This window comes from Micromonospora sp. NPDC049044 (genome assembly GCF_040649215.1).
In the GTDB taxonomy this organism is placed as follows: Bacteria; Actinomycetota; Actinomycetes; order Mycobacteriales; family Micromonosporaceae; genus Micromonospora.
Map to the genome: position 1 here is coordinate 23,783 of NZ_JBEZFA010000030.1, position 13,560 is coordinate 37,342.

15 protein-coding genes are annotated in these 13,560 nt (G+C 72.1%); 11 read left to right on the plus strand and 4 right to left on the minus strand.

Going from position 1 to position 13,560, the window contains the following annotated elements:
* The first annotated feature begins 60 nt into the window (after nucleotides 1-60).
* Complete coding sequence (dnaJ, locus tag AB0B85_RS23255; protein ID WP_030491782.1) at nucleotides 61-1,206, plus strand: molecular chaperone DnaJ; 1,146 nt, start codon at nucleotides 61-63, stop codon at nucleotides 1,204-1,206.
* 1 nt (nucleotide 1,207) lies between these two features.
* Nucleotides 1,208-1,942, plus strand: a complete 735-nt coding sequence (locus AB0B85_RS23260) for a 16S rRNA (uracil(1498)-N(3))-methyltransferase (RefSeq protein ID WP_357410579.1) — start codon at nucleotides 1,208-1,210, stop codon at nucleotides 1,940-1,942.
* A gap of 4 nt (nucleotides 1,943-1,946) precedes the next feature.
* Here AB0B85_RS23260 and ppk2 read toward each other — a convergent pair whose 3' ends face one another.
* A complete protein-coding gene (gene ppk2 / locus AB0B85_RS23265; protein ID WP_357410581.1) occupies nucleotides 1,947-2,858 on the minus strand; it encodes a polyphosphate kinase 2 in 912 nt (303 codons plus the stop codon).
* Nucleotides 2,859-2,930: 72 nt separating this feature from the next.
* On the minus strand, nucleotides 2,931-3,692 hold the full coding sequence (locus AB0B85_RS23270; protein WP_357410583.1) for an SDR family oxidoreductase: 762 nt from the start codon (nucleotides 3,690-3,692) through the stop codon (nucleotides 2,931-2,933).
* 138 nt (nucleotides 3,693-3,830) lie between these two features.
* Here AB0B85_RS23270 and AB0B85_RS23275 point away from each other — a divergent pair, with 138 nt between their 5' ends.
* The 7 genes from AB0B85_RS23275 (at nucleotide 3,831) to era (ending at nucleotide 10,012) form a co-directional block, all read left to right on the plus strand.
* Complete coding sequence (locus AB0B85_RS23275; protein WP_124774517.1) at nucleotides 3,831-4,190, plus strand: histidine triad nucleotide-binding protein; 360 nt, start codon at nucleotides 3,831-3,833, stop codon at nucleotides 4,188-4,190.
* Between the two features lie 64 nt (nucleotides 4,191-4,254).
* On the plus strand, nucleotides 4,255-5,652 hold the full coding sequence (locus AB0B85_RS23280) for a serine hydrolase domain-containing protein (RefSeq protein WP_357410585.1): 1,398 nt from the start codon (nucleotides 4,255-4,257) through the stop codon (nucleotides 5,650-5,652).
* Between the two features lie 131 nt (nucleotides 5,653-5,783).
* Nucleotides 5,784-6,842, plus strand: a complete 1,059-nt coding sequence (locus AB0B85_RS23285; protein ID WP_357410587.1) for a PhoH family protein — start codon at nucleotides 5,784-5,786, stop codon at nucleotides 6,840-6,842.
* A 15-nt stretch (nucleotides 6,843-6,857) separates the two neighbouring features.
* Complete coding sequence (gene ybeY / locus AB0B85_RS23290; RefSeq protein WP_357410589.1) at nucleotides 6,858-7,331, plus strand: rRNA maturation RNase YbeY; 474 nt, start codon at nucleotides 6,858-6,860, stop codon at nucleotides 7,329-7,331.
* Complete coding sequence (locus AB0B85_RS23295) at nucleotides 7,307-8,731, plus strand: hemolysin family protein (protein WP_357410705.1); 1,425 nt, start codon at nucleotides 7,307-7,309, stop codon at nucleotides 8,729-8,731. Before ybeY ends, AB0B85_RS23295 begins: the two co-directional genes overlap by 25 nt.
* Complete coding sequence (locus tag AB0B85_RS23300; protein WP_357410591.1) at nucleotides 8,724-9,110, plus strand: cytidine deaminase; 387 nt, start codon at nucleotides 8,724-8,726, stop codon at nucleotides 9,108-9,110. The genes AB0B85_RS23295 and AB0B85_RS23300 overlap by 8 nt, the downstream gene beginning before the upstream one ends.
* A complete protein-coding gene (gene era, locus AB0B85_RS23305; protein WP_357410593.1) occupies nucleotides 9,107-10,012 on the plus strand; it encodes a GTPase Era in 906 nt (301 codons plus the stop codon). The genes AB0B85_RS23300 and era overlap by 4 nt, the downstream gene beginning before the upstream one ends.
* A gap of 63 nt (nucleotides 10,013-10,075) precedes the next feature.
* Here era and AB0B85_RS23310 read toward each other — a convergent pair whose 3' ends face one another.
* Nucleotides 10,076-10,534 carry a hypothetical protein gene (locus AB0B85_RS23310; RefSeq protein WP_357410595.1) on the minus strand — a complete coding sequence of 153 codons (459 nt, stop codon included), beginning with the start codon at nucleotides 10,532-10,534 and terminating at the stop codon, nucleotides 10,076-10,078.
* 58 nt (nucleotides 10,535-10,592) lie between these two features.
* Between AB0B85_RS23310 and AB0B85_RS23315 the strand changes: the two genes are divergently transcribed.
* Together AB0B85_RS23315 and AB0B85_RS23320 are read left to right on the plus strand one after the other, a co-directional pair.
* Complete coding sequence (locus AB0B85_RS23315; RefSeq protein ID WP_357410597.1) at nucleotides 10,593-11,243, plus strand: hypothetical protein; 651 nt, start codon at nucleotides 10,593-10,595, stop codon at nucleotides 11,241-11,243.
* 251 nt (nucleotides 11,244-11,494) lie between these two features.
* The gene (locus AB0B85_RS23320) at nucleotides 11,495-12,688 is read left to right on the plus strand and encodes an acyltransferase (protein WP_357410599.1); all 1,194 of its coding nucleotides are present in this window, start codon (nucleotides 11,495-11,497) and stop codon (nucleotides 12,686-12,688) included.
* On the opposite strand, the gene AB0B85_RS23325 is transcribed toward AB0B85_RS23320, so the two are convergent.
* Complete coding sequence (locus AB0B85_RS23325) at nucleotides 12,669-13,475, minus strand: DUF4097 family beta strand repeat-containing protein (protein ID WP_357410601.1); 807 nt, start codon at nucleotides 13,473-13,475, stop codon at nucleotides 12,669-12,671. The two genes, AB0B85_RS23320 and AB0B85_RS23325, sit on opposite strands and share 20 nt — an antisense overlap.
* Nucleotides 13,476-13,560: the final 85 nt, after the last annotated feature.

The window sequence follows — 13,560 nt, forward strand, 5'->3', positions numbered from 1 at the left end:
GGCCGGCTGATCGCCGCCGGATCGGCGCAACGCGAGACGAACATGAGGACACGGAACGCAGTGGCCAGGGACTACTACGGCATCCTCGGTGTGAGCCGGGAAGCCTCCGATGACGAGATCAAGCGCGCCTACCGCAAGCTGGCACGCCAGTTCCACCCGGACGTCAATCCGGACCCGGAGGCTCAGGAGAAGTTCAAGGACATCAACGCCGCGTACGAGGTCCTCTCGGACGACCGGAAGCGGCAGATCGTCGACCTGGGTGGCGACCCGCTCGCCCCGGGCGGCGGTGGTGCCGGCGGCCCCGGTGGCCCCGGCGGCGCCGGCCCGTTCGTCGGTTTCCAGGACATCATGGACGCGTTCTTCGGCGGTGCGGGCGGCAACGCCCGCGGCCCTCGACCGCGGACCCGGCCCGGTGCCGACGCGATCCTGCGTCTCGAACTCGACCTGCACGAGACGGCTTTCGGCGTCGAAGCCCCGATCACCGTCGACACCGCGGTGCTCTGCACCACCTGCTCCGGCGCCGGCACGGCCGCCGGCACCCACCTGGCGACCTGCGAGGCGTGCGCCGGTCGGGGCGAGGTGCAGTCGGTGCAGCGCACCTTCCTCGGCCAGGTGGTCTCCGCCCGGCCGTGCACCGTGTGCCAGGGCTACGGCACCACCATCCCGCACCCCTGCCCCACCTGCGCCGGCGACGGCCGGGTGCGCACCCGCCGCTCGCTGACCGTCAAGATCCCAGCCGGCGTCGAGGACGGCATGCGGATCCGGCTGGCCCAGCAGGGCGAGGTCGGCCCGGGTGGCGGCACCGCCGGTGACCTCTACGTGGAGATCCACGAGCGGCCGCACGACGTCTACTCCCGCAAGGGTGACGACCTGCACTGCCGGGTCACCGTGCCGATGACCGCGGCGGCGCTGGGCACCCGGCTGACCATCAAGACCCTGGACAGCGAGGAGACCGTCGACGTCAAGGCCGGCACCCAACCGGCCAGCACACTGCGACTACGCGCCCGGGGCGTGCCGCACCTGCGCGGCACCGGCCGGGGCGACCTCTACGTGCACCTGGACGTGCGGACGCCGACCAAGCTCGACCCGGACCAGGAGAAGATGCTGCGCGACTTCGCCAAGACCCGCGGTGAGGAGGTCGCCGAGTTGTCCAAGCAGGGCGGCTTCTTCTCCCGGATGCGCGACGCGTTCAACGGGCACGCCTGAGGTGTCCGCGCCGCTGTTCCTGGTCGAGGCGCTGCCCACCGGTGACGCGTTGACCCTGGCGGGTCCGGAGGGGCACCACGCGGCCACCGTGCAGCGGCTGCGCGTCGGTGAGGAGCTGCTGCTCGCCGACGGTCGGGGCGGCACGGCCGCCGCAGTGGTCACCGCCGTCGGCCGGGGCAGCCTGGAGGTGGCCGTCACCTCCCGGGGGTACGCGGACGCGCCCGTCCCCCGGCTCGTGGTGGTGCAGGGCATCGCCAAGGGCGACCGGGGTGAGCTGGCCGTGCAGGCGATGACCGAGGTCGGGGTGGACGAGATCGTGCCCTGGGCGGCGTCCCGCTCGGTCACCCAGTGGCGCGGCGACCGGGGCGTACGGGCCAGGGAAAAGTGGTTGGCCACCGCCCGGGAGGCCGCCAAGCAGGCCCGCCGGCCGTGGTTGCCGGTGGTGGCCGGCGCGCCCGACGAGTCCACCGCCACCGTCGCCCGTCGGATCGGCGGCGCCGCCGCGGGGTTCGTGCTGCACGAGGAGGCCGACGAGCGGCTGACCACCGCCGACCTGCCGACCACCGGTGAGGTCGTCCTGGTGGTCGGCCCGGAGGGCGGCATCGCCCCGGCCGAGTTGACAGCGTTCCGCGAGGCCGGCGGTCGGCCGGTGCGGCTCGGCCCGTCGGTCCTGCGTACCTCGACCGCCGGGGTGGCGGCGCTCAGCGTGCTCGCCACCCGCCTCGGCCGCTGGTGACCGTTCAGGGCCGCGGGAACACCGGCACGACCTCCTCCTCCGGCCCCAGGTCCAGCCCGGCCGGCCCGATGATCTGCGGGTCCGGTGTGCCGACCACAGCGGGGTCCTTGCCGGTGTAGTCGAAGCGGTGCAGCACGTGCCGCATCGCCTCGACGCGGGCCCGCTTCTTGTCGTTGCTCTTCACCACCGTCCACGGCGCGTCCGCGGTGTCGGTCCAGAAGAACATCGCCTCCTTGGCCTCGGTGTACTCGTCCCACCGGTCGAGTGAGGCGATGTCCATCGAGGACAGTTTCCACTGTCGGACCGGGTCGACCTGGCGGATCGCGAACCGGGTGCGCTGCTCGTTCTGGGAGACGGAGAACCAGAACTTGACCAACCGGATGCCCGAGCGCACCAGCATCCGTTCCAGCTCCGGGGCCTGCCGCAGGAACTCCAGGTACTCCTTGCGGGAGCAGAAGCCCATCACCCGTTCGACGCCGGCCCGGTTGTACCACGATCTGTCGAACAGCACGATCTCACCGGCGGCCGGCAGGTGCGCCAGCCAGCGCTGGAAGTACCACTGGCCAGCCTCCCGCTCGTCCGGCTTGGCCAGCGCCACCACTGACGCGCCGCGCGGGTTGAGGTGCTCCATGAACCGCTTGATGGTGCCGCCCTTGCCGGCGGCGTCCCGACCCTCGAAGAGGATCACCAGGCGCTCGCCGGACTCCTTGATCCAGTCCTGGAGCTTGAGCAGCTCGATCTGCAGCAGCCGCTTGTCGCGGTCGTACTCGTCGCGGTCCATCCGCTCGGCGTACGGATAGTCCTCCCGCCAGGTCTGCACCGGCGTGCCGTCCGGGCGCAGCAGGACGGGGTCGTCGTCGTGGCCATCGGCCACCCGGTAGTCGGCGGTGAGGTCAAGCAGCGCGGGTTCGGCCATGTCGGAGACCTTTACCCGCCCGTGTGCCGCCAGCCACCTGATCGACCAGGTGATCTGCCGCCGGGTGCGGGATCAGCTGCGCAGGTAGGAGGCGCCGTTGAGGTCGACGATCGTGCCGGAGGCCCACTCGGCCTGCGGGGAGGCGAGCCAGTGCACGGCGGCGGCGATCTCCTCCGGTTGGCCCACCCTGTCGAACGGGCTCTGCGCCCGGATCGCCGCACCCTCCGGACCGCGCAGGTAATCGGTGACCATGTCGGTCGCCACGAAGCCCGGCGCGACGGTGGCGACCGCGATGCCGTACGGGGCGAGCGCCACGGCGAGGGACTGGCCCAGCGCGTTCAGCCCCGCCTTGCTGGCGCCGTACGCCGGCTGGTGCGGCTCGCCCCGGAACGCGCCCCGGGACGAGACGTTGACGATCCGCCCGCCGCGTTCCCGCATGTGCTGCGCGGCGCACCAGATGACGTTGCCGGCGCCGGTCAGGTTGGTCGCCAGCACCTGCTGCCAGCGCTGCTGCCACTGCTCGTACGAGGCGCCGAAGATCGGATGCGGGTCGTCCCGGTCGCCGTACGTCCCGGCGTTGTTGACAAGCACGTCCAACCCGCCGAGCAGTTCGGCGGCCCGGTCGACCATGGTCCGGACCGCAGCCGGGTCGGTGAGGTCGGCGCGGACCACCACGTGTCCGGTGCCGGGCAGTTGCGTGCGCAGCTCCTCGGCCGCGTCGGCCGAGTCGCGGTGGTGGATCGCCACCCGGTCACCACCGGCCGCGAACGCCGTCGCCACCGCCCGGCCGATCCCGCGTGAGGCCCCGGTCACCAGTACCGCCCGATCCGTCATGCCGGCCATCCTGCCCCAGCCCCGACCGAGGTGTCGGAAGGGCCCCTTCCGACTACCGCAGGCGTTCACGGGGGCCCTTGCGAACAGGCCCATGCTGCGCCGGAGCGGCACCGGCCCGTTAGTCCTTACACTGCCCCGATGGGATCCGACTGCCTGTTCTGCCGCATCGTCGCCGGGGAGATCCCGGCCACCGTGGTCCGGGAGACCGACACCACGCTCGCGTTCCGTGACATCGACCCGAAGGCGCCGGTGCACGTCCTTGTCATTCCGAAGGAGCACTACGCCGACGTCGCGACGCTCGCCCAGGGTGACCCGGCGCTGGCCGCCGACGTGCTGGCGACGTCCGCCGCGGTGGCCGAGGACGAGGGCCTGCTCGGCGACGGCTTCCGGTTGATGTTCAACACCGGCGCGTACGGCGGGCAGGAAGTGTTCCACGTGCACGCGCACCTGCTCGGTGGCGCGCCGCTCGGCCCGATGCTCGCCCGGAACCTGGCGTGAGCGGGCGGACCGGACGGCTCGGCGTGGCACTACCGCGCCGCGTGCGGCGACGTGGAGCGGTGGCGTGAGCGCGGGTCCGGGGTTCGACGCCCGGCTGGACGAGCGCCTGGGTCGGCTGGTCCGCCGGGTGCAGGCCGACGCCCGGGTGCCCGCGGTGTCGGCGGCGCTGCACCGGGCCGACCGACCGCTGTGGAGCTGCACCGTCGGCGCGACCGGCACCGACAGCCCGTTGCAACCGGGCACCCAGTTCCGGATCGGCTCGGTCACCAAGACGTTCACCGCGGTGCTGGTCCTGCAGTGCCGCGACGACGGGCTGCTGGACCTGGACGATCCGGTGGGCCGGCACCTGGACCTCCCCGCCCACGGCGAACTGACCGTCCGCCGGTTGTTGTCGCACACCGCTGGCCTGCAACGCGAGCCGTTCGGTGATGTCTGGGACAGCCTGCGCGCGCCGGACGACGACCAACTGGTGGCCGAGCTGGACCGGGCCGAGCGGGTGCTGCCGACGGCCCGGCGGTTCCACTACTCCAACCTCGGCATGGCCGTACTCGGTCAACTTGTCGCCCGGCTGCGCGGTGAGAGTTGGGCGCAGTCGCTCGCCGACCGGGTCCTGACCCCGCTGGGGCTGGCCGACACCGGCGTGACCCCTCGGCCGACGGCGGCCACCGGGTTCCTGGTCGACGCGTACTCCGACGAGGCACACCCGGAGCCGCCCACCGACTTCGGCGCTGTGGGCCCGGCCGCCCAGCTCTGGAGCACCGCCACCGACATGGCCCGCTGGGCCGCCTTCCTCGCCGACCCGGCCGCCCTGGACCCGGCCGGCGCGGTCCTCGCCCCCAGCACGCTCGACGAGATGCGCTGGCCGGTGACCACCACCGACGAGACCCTCTGGGGCGCGGGCTTCGGTCTCGGGCTGATCCTCATCCCGCAGGGCGAACGCGTGGTGCACGTGGGGCACGACGGGGCGATGCCCGGTTTCCTCGCCGCCGTGTACGGCCGGCGCGGAGGTGACGGCACGGCCGGCGCGATGGGTGCCGCGGTGCTCGGCTCCTCCGGGACGGCGACCGAGGTGCTCGATTTGCCGCACCGGCTGCTCGCGGAGGCGGTCGAGCACGACCCGGCCGAGGTCGAGCCGTGGCAGCCCGGCCCGCCAGCTCCGGCGGCCCTGCGGGGAGTGCTCGGCCGGTGGTGGGGCGAGGGCTTCGAGTACGTCTTCTCCTGGCACGACGGCACCCTGCGGGCGCGCGGGGCCGGCGACCCGGCCGGACGTCCGCCGGCGATCTTCACAGCACTGCCGGACCAGCCGGACGTGTTCCGCACGGTCTCCGGGCGGGAGGCCGGTGAGCTGCTGCGGCTGACCCGGGACGAGGCCGGCGCGGTGGTCCGGATGCACTGGGCGACGTACCGGTTCACCCGTCACCAGGAGACCTTCGACAGGTACGACTTCCGGACCGGGAGTTGATCGCGGCCAGCGGAAATGGGCGCGGTGCGGCCCACGTTCAACAGATACGATGGGTGTAACGTCCGCACGCCGTGCCAGCAGGGCCGGCGCCGAGATCGAGAGCAGGTGCGCAGGGCCCTTCGGCCCAACCTATGACCGGCACCCCACCTCCCGGCCCGCCCCGGGTGCAGACCAGGATCACCGTGCCCGACCCGAAGATCATGGTCAATCTGCTCGGCGCAGGCGACGAGATTCTCCGGCTCGTCGAACGCTCGGTCAGCAGTGACGTGCACGTTCGCGGCAACGAGATCACCATCACCGGTGACCCCGCGGACAACGCCCTCGCCGAGCGGGTCTTCAGTGAGCTGCTCGAACTCATCGAGAAAGGCGAGACCCTGACCACTGACGCCGTCCGGCGTACCGTCGGCATGCTCGAGCAGGGCAGCGCCGAGCGGCCCGCCGAGGTTCTGACGCTCAACATCCTCTCCCGTCGCGGGCGCACCATCCGCCCCAAGACGCTCGGCCAGAAGCGTTACGTCGACGCGATCGACTCGAACACCATCGTCTTCGGCATCGGCCCGGCCGGCACCGGTAAGACCTACCTGGCGATGGCGAAGGCCGTCCAGGCGTTGCAGGCCAAGCAGGTCAACCGGATCATCCTGACCCGGCCGGCGGTGGAGGCGGGGGAGCGACTGGGCTTCCTGCCCGGCACGCTCAACGACAAGATCGACCCGTACCTGCGCCCGCTCTACGACGCGCTGCACGAGATGCTCGACCCGGAGACGATCCCGAAGCTGATGGCCCAGGGGACGATCGAGGTGGCCCCGCTGGCGTACATGCGGGGCAGGACGCTCTCCGACGCGTTCATCATCCTGGACGAGGCCCAGAACACGACGCCCGAGCAGATGAAGATGTTCCTCACCCGGCTCGGCTTCAACTCCAAGATCGTCGTGACCGGTGACATCACCCAGGTGGACCTCCCGGGCGGGACCAGCAGCGGCCTGCGGGTCGTGCGGGAGATCCTGGAAAACGTCGACGACGTGCACTTCTCCCAGTTGTCCAGCTCCGACGTGGTCCGCCACCGGCTGGTGGGGGAGATCGTCGACGCGTACGCCCGCTGGGACGCCGAGCGGGAGAACCAGCAGGCGCAGGGCGTCCACGCCGTGCCCGGGCGACCCGCCCAGGGCGGCCGGGCCGGCCGCCGCCGCTAAAGCAGAGGAAAGCAGTTGTCCATCGAGATCGCCAACGAGTCCGGTGTCGAGGTTGACACCGATGCCGTGCTCGCCGTCGCCCGGCACGCCCTCGACGAGATGGGGGTCAACCCCCTCGCCGAGCTGTCCGTGCTGCTTGTCGACATCGCGTACATGACCGAGCTGAACCATCGCTGGATGGGTGGCGACGGTCCGACCGACGTGCTCGCCTTCCCCATGGACGAGGGCAGCGTCGACCACGGCCCGGGGGAGTCCGCGCCGGCCAGTGGTGAGCCCGCCCTGCTCGGCGACATCGTGCTCTGCCCCGAGGTCGCGGCCAAGCAGGCGGCGACCGCCGGGCACACCCCCGCCGACGAGCTGCACCTGCTCACCGTGCACGGAGTCCTGCACCTGCTCGGCTACGACCACGCCGAGCCGGAGGAGGAACGGGAGATGTTCGCCCTCCAGGCGCGTCTGCTGTCCAGCTGGCGGTCGACCCGCACCCAGTGATGTCCACTCCTCCGTTACTTGCGGCCGGTGCCACCGCCGGCCTGCCCGACCTGCAGCTGATCGTCTTCGCGGCCGGCCTGGTGGTGCTGGCCGGCCTGATCGCGATGACCGAGGCGGCGCTCGCCGCGGTCTCGCCGGCGCGGGCCGCCGAGCTGGCCCGCGACGGGGTGCGGGGCGCCCGCACCCTGCAGACCGTGGCCGGCGACGTCGTCCGGCACCTCAACCTGCTCCTGCTGTTGCGGCTGCTCGCCGAGCTGACCGCCACCACTCTGGTGGCGCTGGTCGCGGTGGACAGCTTCGGCGCCGGCTGGCGGGCCGCGTTGGTGACCGCCGGCGCGATGACAGTGGTCAGCTTCGTGGTGGTCGGCGTCGCGCCGCGCACCATCGGCCGGCAACACGCGTACGCCGTGGGTCGCGCGGTGGCGCCGCTGGTCCGCTGGCTGGGCCGGGCGCTCAACCCGCTCGCCTCGTTGCTGATCCTGATCGGCAACGCGGTCACGCCGGGGCGCGGCTTCCGGGAGGGGCCGTTCGCCAGCCAGGTCGAGTTGCGGGAGCTTGTCGACCTGGCCGAGCAGCGCGGCGTGGTCGAGCACGGCGAACGCCAGATGATCCATTCGGTCTTCGCACTCGGTGACACCATCGCCCGTGAGGTGATGGTCCCGCGTACGGAGATGGTGTGGATCGAGGAGGGCAAGACGCTCGCGCAGGCGCTGGTGCTCTTCCTGCGTTCGGGTTTCTCCCGCATCCCGGTGATCGGCGAGAGCGTCGACGACGTGCTCGGTGTGCTCTACCTCAAGGACCTGATCCGGCGCTCCCGTGGTGGCGACCCGGCAGCCGAACAGTTGCCGGTGGCCGAGCTGATGCGCCCGGCGACCTTCGTGCCGGAGTCCAAGCCGGTCGACGACCTGCTGTCGGAGATGCAGGCGGCCCGCAACCACCTGGTCATCGTCGTCGACGAGTACGGCGGCACCGGCGGTCTGGTCACCATCGAGGACATCCTGGAGGAGATCGTCGGGGAAATCACCGACGAGTACGATGTCGAACGCCCACCCGTCGAACGTCTGACGGACTCCTCGGTGCGGGTGACCGCCCGCCTGCCGGTGGAGACCCTGGGCGAGTTGTTCGACACCGAGTTGCCCACTGACGAGGTGGAGACGGTCGGCGGCCTGCTGGCCCAGTCGCTGGGACGAGTGCCGATCCCCGGCGCGGAGGCCGAGGTCGCCGGGCTTCGGCTGCTCGCCGAGGGCACCACCGGCCGGCGCAACCGGATCGACACAGTCCTGGTGCACCGGGTGGAGCCGGGCCAGGAGCAGGACAGCACGGGGCGCGGCGAGCACGCCGGCCCCGGGGACGACACAGACAACCACCGAGACGACGAGAGGCAATCCGCCGATGCCTGACACACCCGCCGTGCCCGCCGCTCGGTCCGCCCCCGGTGCCCCGGCACCCCTGAGCGCCGAGGACGCCAAGCTCGTCGTCCTGGCCCGGGGAGCCCGTGCCCGGGTCGCCGCCGTGGAGGGTGCCGCGGTCCGAGATCAGGATGGCCGGACGTACGCGGCGGCGAGTGTCGCGCTGCCCTCGCTGACGCTCACCGCGTTGCAGTTGGCAGTCGCGTCGGCGGTGGCGGCCGGGGCGAGTCGGCTGGAGGCCGCGGTGGTGGTGACCGAGGCGTCGACCCTGGACGGCGCCGGGCATGCCGCAGTTCGTGACCTCGCGGCGGATGCGCCGATCCACGTGGCCGCCCCGGACGGCACCGTCCTCGGCACGGTGGCCGAGTGAGCCCGGTGCGGGATCCGGAGACGCGGCCGTACCGGGCCGGTTTCGGCTGCTTCGTCGGCCGGCCCAACGCCGGCAAGTCGACACTCACCAACGCCATCGTCGGCACCAAGATCGCGATCACCTCGAACAAGCCGCAGACCACCCGGCACGTCATCCGGGCCGTGCTGCACCGACCGGAGTCGCAGCTGGTCCTTGTCGACACCCCGGGCCTGCACCGCCCCCGTACGCTGCTCGGCGAGCGCCTCAACGACCTGGTCCGGTCCACCTGGACGGAGGTCGACGTGATCGGCCTTTGTATCCCGGCCGACGAGCCGGTGGGCCGCGGCGATCGGTTCATCACCGGTGAGCTGGCCGAGTTGAAGGCGACGGTACTGGCGGTGGTCACCAAGACCGACCTGGTCGACAAGCGTCGCCTGGCGGAGCAGTTGCTCGCGGTGAGCCAACTGGGGGAGTTCGCCGAGATCGTGCCGGTGAGCGCGGTCGCCGGGCACCAGGTGGACACCCTTGTCGACGTGATGACCAAATATCTTCCGCCGTCGCCGCAGCTCTACCCGGACGACATGCTGACCGACGATCCCGAGCAGGTGCTCGTCGCGGAGCTGATCCGGGAGGCCGCCCTGGAGGGGGTCCGCGACGAGCTGCCGCACTCCATCGCCGTGGTGGTGGAGGAGATGATCCCCGAGGGTCAGGTCATGAAGATCTACGCCGACCTGTACGTGGAGCGGCCCAGCCAGAAGGCCATCGTGCTCGGGCACAAGGCGAGCCGGCTCAAGGAGGTCGGCACGAACGCCCGCCGGCAGATCGAGGAGCTGCTGGGCAGCCGGGTCTATCTCGACCTGCACGTGCGCGTCGCGAAGGACTGGCAGCGCGACCCGAAGCAGCTGCGCAAGCTGGGTTTCTGATCCACAAGCGCCTACCGGGCGGGTGATCCGGTCCGGTCGGTGCGGGTGGGGCACCGCCGTACCTCATGATTCGGCCCAGAAGCGGACCAGGAACCGTTCCACGTCCGTGATGGGGGTGGGGTGGCCCGGTCGGGCTTCGACGCGGCGCAGCTCGGCACGCCCGGTGACCTCGACCCGGGCGTGGTAGCGGCCCGGCGGACCGAGGGTCAGGATCGGGCTGGCCTGGAACTCCAACATGCCGGAGACGTGCACGGTGCCGTCGCTCAGTGCCAGTGTCACCTGCTGCTGAGCGTCCACGTCCGGCCGGTCGTCCGGCGGGGCGGCGGCCCACGACTCGAGCACTATTCGCGCGCGGTGATAGGAACCCGAAGCGCTCATCAGGTAAAGGACGTCGTCGCCGACGTAGCACAGTGCGCTGGCCCGGCCGGGCAGGTCCAGAAACTCGGCTGCCGCGCCCGCGACGATGATGACGCGGTGAGCTGGCGCCAGCAGCGCCGTCACGCTGTCCAGTGGTTCAGTCATCGTCCCTCACTGTGGTTGCGGGGCCGCCGGCCGAACCGCGACCGGTTACGCTGCCGCGGTGCACCCACAGGCTACGGTCACCGGCCCCGCCTGGGCCGCGTTGGTAGGGCTCGTGCTTGCCGGCCTGGCACTCACGGCCTGTGGGTCGCAGGCCTCGGCGCCACGCGGCGGGTCCACCGCCTCGGTGCCGGCACCGAGGCAGAGTGATCTCGACCCACCTGCTCCGGTCGACACGTCCTCTGCCGTCCTCTGCGCCGGGGCTGGCCCGGCTGGCGGGGACGACTCCCTTGCGTACTGCCAGCGGGTTACGGACGACAAGCTCCGCCGCGGCAACCTCACCTCCGGGCAGCGCGCCGAGGCGGAGACCGCGGCAGCTGCCGTCGCCGCGGCAGTCGGCCGGGTGACGCTGGAGTGTGCCGAGCCCGTCAGCCAGGAGTGCCTGGCGCAGGAGGCCCGCCGGCGGATGTTTCCGGCCACGGGCAGCCCCGAGCAGACCGCCGACCGGATCCAGCGGGCGCTCACCGCCGCCGGCTTCACCGACATCGTGGTACGGCCCGCCGGACCGGCGGATCCCGCACCCCGGCACGCCATCGTCTACGCGGTACGGGCAGGCGCCGGCTGCGTGGTGGGCCACCTCGACGGAGGTGGTCGGAGCGCCGGGCAGCCGCAGGCGGTCGGTGCGCTGCCGCACGGCGGATGCCTCGCCTGAGCGGACGCCCGTCGACAGGCCGGAAACGGGCCCCGGTGGAGCCGGGGTTGCCGCGCCACCCGAGCGCCTGCCGCGTCACCTCGCCCATCGGGTCATCGCGGTTAAGTGGCCGCATGCCGGGCAACCTCATGATCATCTTCGGTCAGCTGGGTGGAAAGACTCACGTTTGGCCGGGGGTGGTGACTGTTTCGCGCGAGCACCGCGCAGGGTAGGGGAGTTACGCCCGGCGTCCCCGACCCAGATGCAGGCTGATGCGCAACCGGTATCTCGATCTGCTCCGTTTCCTGGCCATCGTTCGAGTTGTCGTCTACCACGTCACGGGTTGGGCGACCCTCACCCTCGTCTTCCCCGCCATGTCGGTGATGTTCGCACTGGCCGGCTCGCTGATGGCCGCGTCCCTGACCCGATCCGGGCCGGTGGCGGTCGGGCGGCGGCTGCGGCGGCTGCTGCCGTCGTTGTGGGTGCTCGCTGTGGTCTTCGTGCCGGCCATGCTGCTCAGCGGGATGCCGATGAGCCCTCGGGTGCTGCTGTGGCTGTTACCGGTCGCCGACCCGCCGGCCAACAACTGGGGCGCCCTGGCGCTGAGCATCATCTGGTACCTGCGCGACTACCTGTGGTTCGTGCTCGCCTCACCTGTCGCGTTCTGGCTGTTCCGGCGTGCCCCGCTGCTCACTCTGCTCGCCCCGTACCTCCTGCTGGTGGCGATCGAGGTGGGGATCTACCCGGCGCCTCCGATGCTGCGCGAGTTCGGGCTCTACTTCGGAGCGTGGCTGCTCGGCTTCGCCCACCACGCCGGGATGCTGCGCCGGCTCGCCGGTCGGGTGCTGTACCCGGCGGCGCTCGCGCTCGCGGTGGCCGGCGGCACCTGGATCGTCGGGCATCCCGGCCCGCGCGGGTACGACCTCAACGACAACCACCTCGGCAACGCGCTCTGGTCGGCCGCGTTCATCCTGATCGTGCTGGGTCGAGCGCCCGCCGGGGTGGCCTGGCTGGGCCGAAGCCGGCTGGCCGACCGGGTGGTGACAGTGGTCAACCGGCGGGCACTCACCATCTATCTCTGGCACATGCCGTTCGTGGTGGCGCTCACTCCGCTTGTCGACGTGGTCGGTTGGTCCCATCAGGACCCGGTGGGACTGGCCATCCGGGTGGTGCTGGTCTTCGCGCTGGTCGGGCTGGTCACCCTGGCCGTCGGTTGGGTCGAGGACGTCGCCGCCCGTCGCCGCCCGGAGCTGATCCCCGGCGGCCCGGTCCAGGCCACCGAGCTGGCCGGCCAGCCCGACGCCGAGCGCCGCGACCGTCCCGATACCGTGCGCCGCGACCGTCCCGACACCGAGCGCAGCGACCGTCCCGGCGAGCAGCCGGCCGGGGCCACCCCCGGGCGGGCGGTGGTGCCGCCGCAGCGGGCTGCGGCGGCACGGAGCGACGTCAGCGCTGGACGATCGTGACGTCGCCGCTGCCGGCCGAGCCGTCGAGCACGTCGGTGGCGGCCGGGTCGTGCGTGACGGTGATCCTCGCGTCGCCGGAACCGGTGCTGGAGCGCACCTGGTAGCTGCCTGGCGGCACCAGCATCGTGACGTCGCCGCTGGAGGCGTGCGCCCGGGCCGAGGTGGGCTTTTCCAGCTCGACTGTGACATTGCCGGAGCCGGCCTCGGCGTCCGTCGCGCCACCGAGCCGGCGCGCCGTGATGTCCCCCGAGCCGGCGCGCAGGCGGATCGTCCCGCTGGCCTCGCTCACGTCGATGTTCCCGGACCCGGTCTCCACCCCGACCGTGCCGGAGGCGCCGTTGACCCGGACGTCACCGGAACCCAGCCGCAGGTCCACCGCGCCGATCCGGCTCAGCTCGACATCGCCGGAGCCGGACTCGCCCTCAACGGCGACGCCCTCCGGCACTGCCACCTCGTAGGAGACGCTGCACCGGTCGCCGCAGTCGGTGTCCAGCACCAGCTCGCTGCCCTTGATCTCGTACCGGGCCCGGGGCTCGCCGCCCTGGTAGCGCACCACCCGCTTGATCCGCGCCTCCCCGGCGGCGGCGGTGCCCCGGACGATCAGGTCGCCGGCGCCCGGCAGCACCCTGATGGTGGTGATCTTCACGGACTCGGTGTCGTCGTAGTCGAGCCGGCGCATGGCCAGGTTGTCGCACCCGGCGAGCACGATGAGGGCGGTTGCCAGTCCCAGGGCGATGGGGGCGGCGGCACGACGACGGCGGGCGTCGGTGGTGGATTGCGTTGCCATGGCCAGCACGCTACGGCCGGTGCCGAGCCGGGCACATCGGGGTTCGTCCGCGCATCCACCCCGAACCGACCCTGATTTCACACCC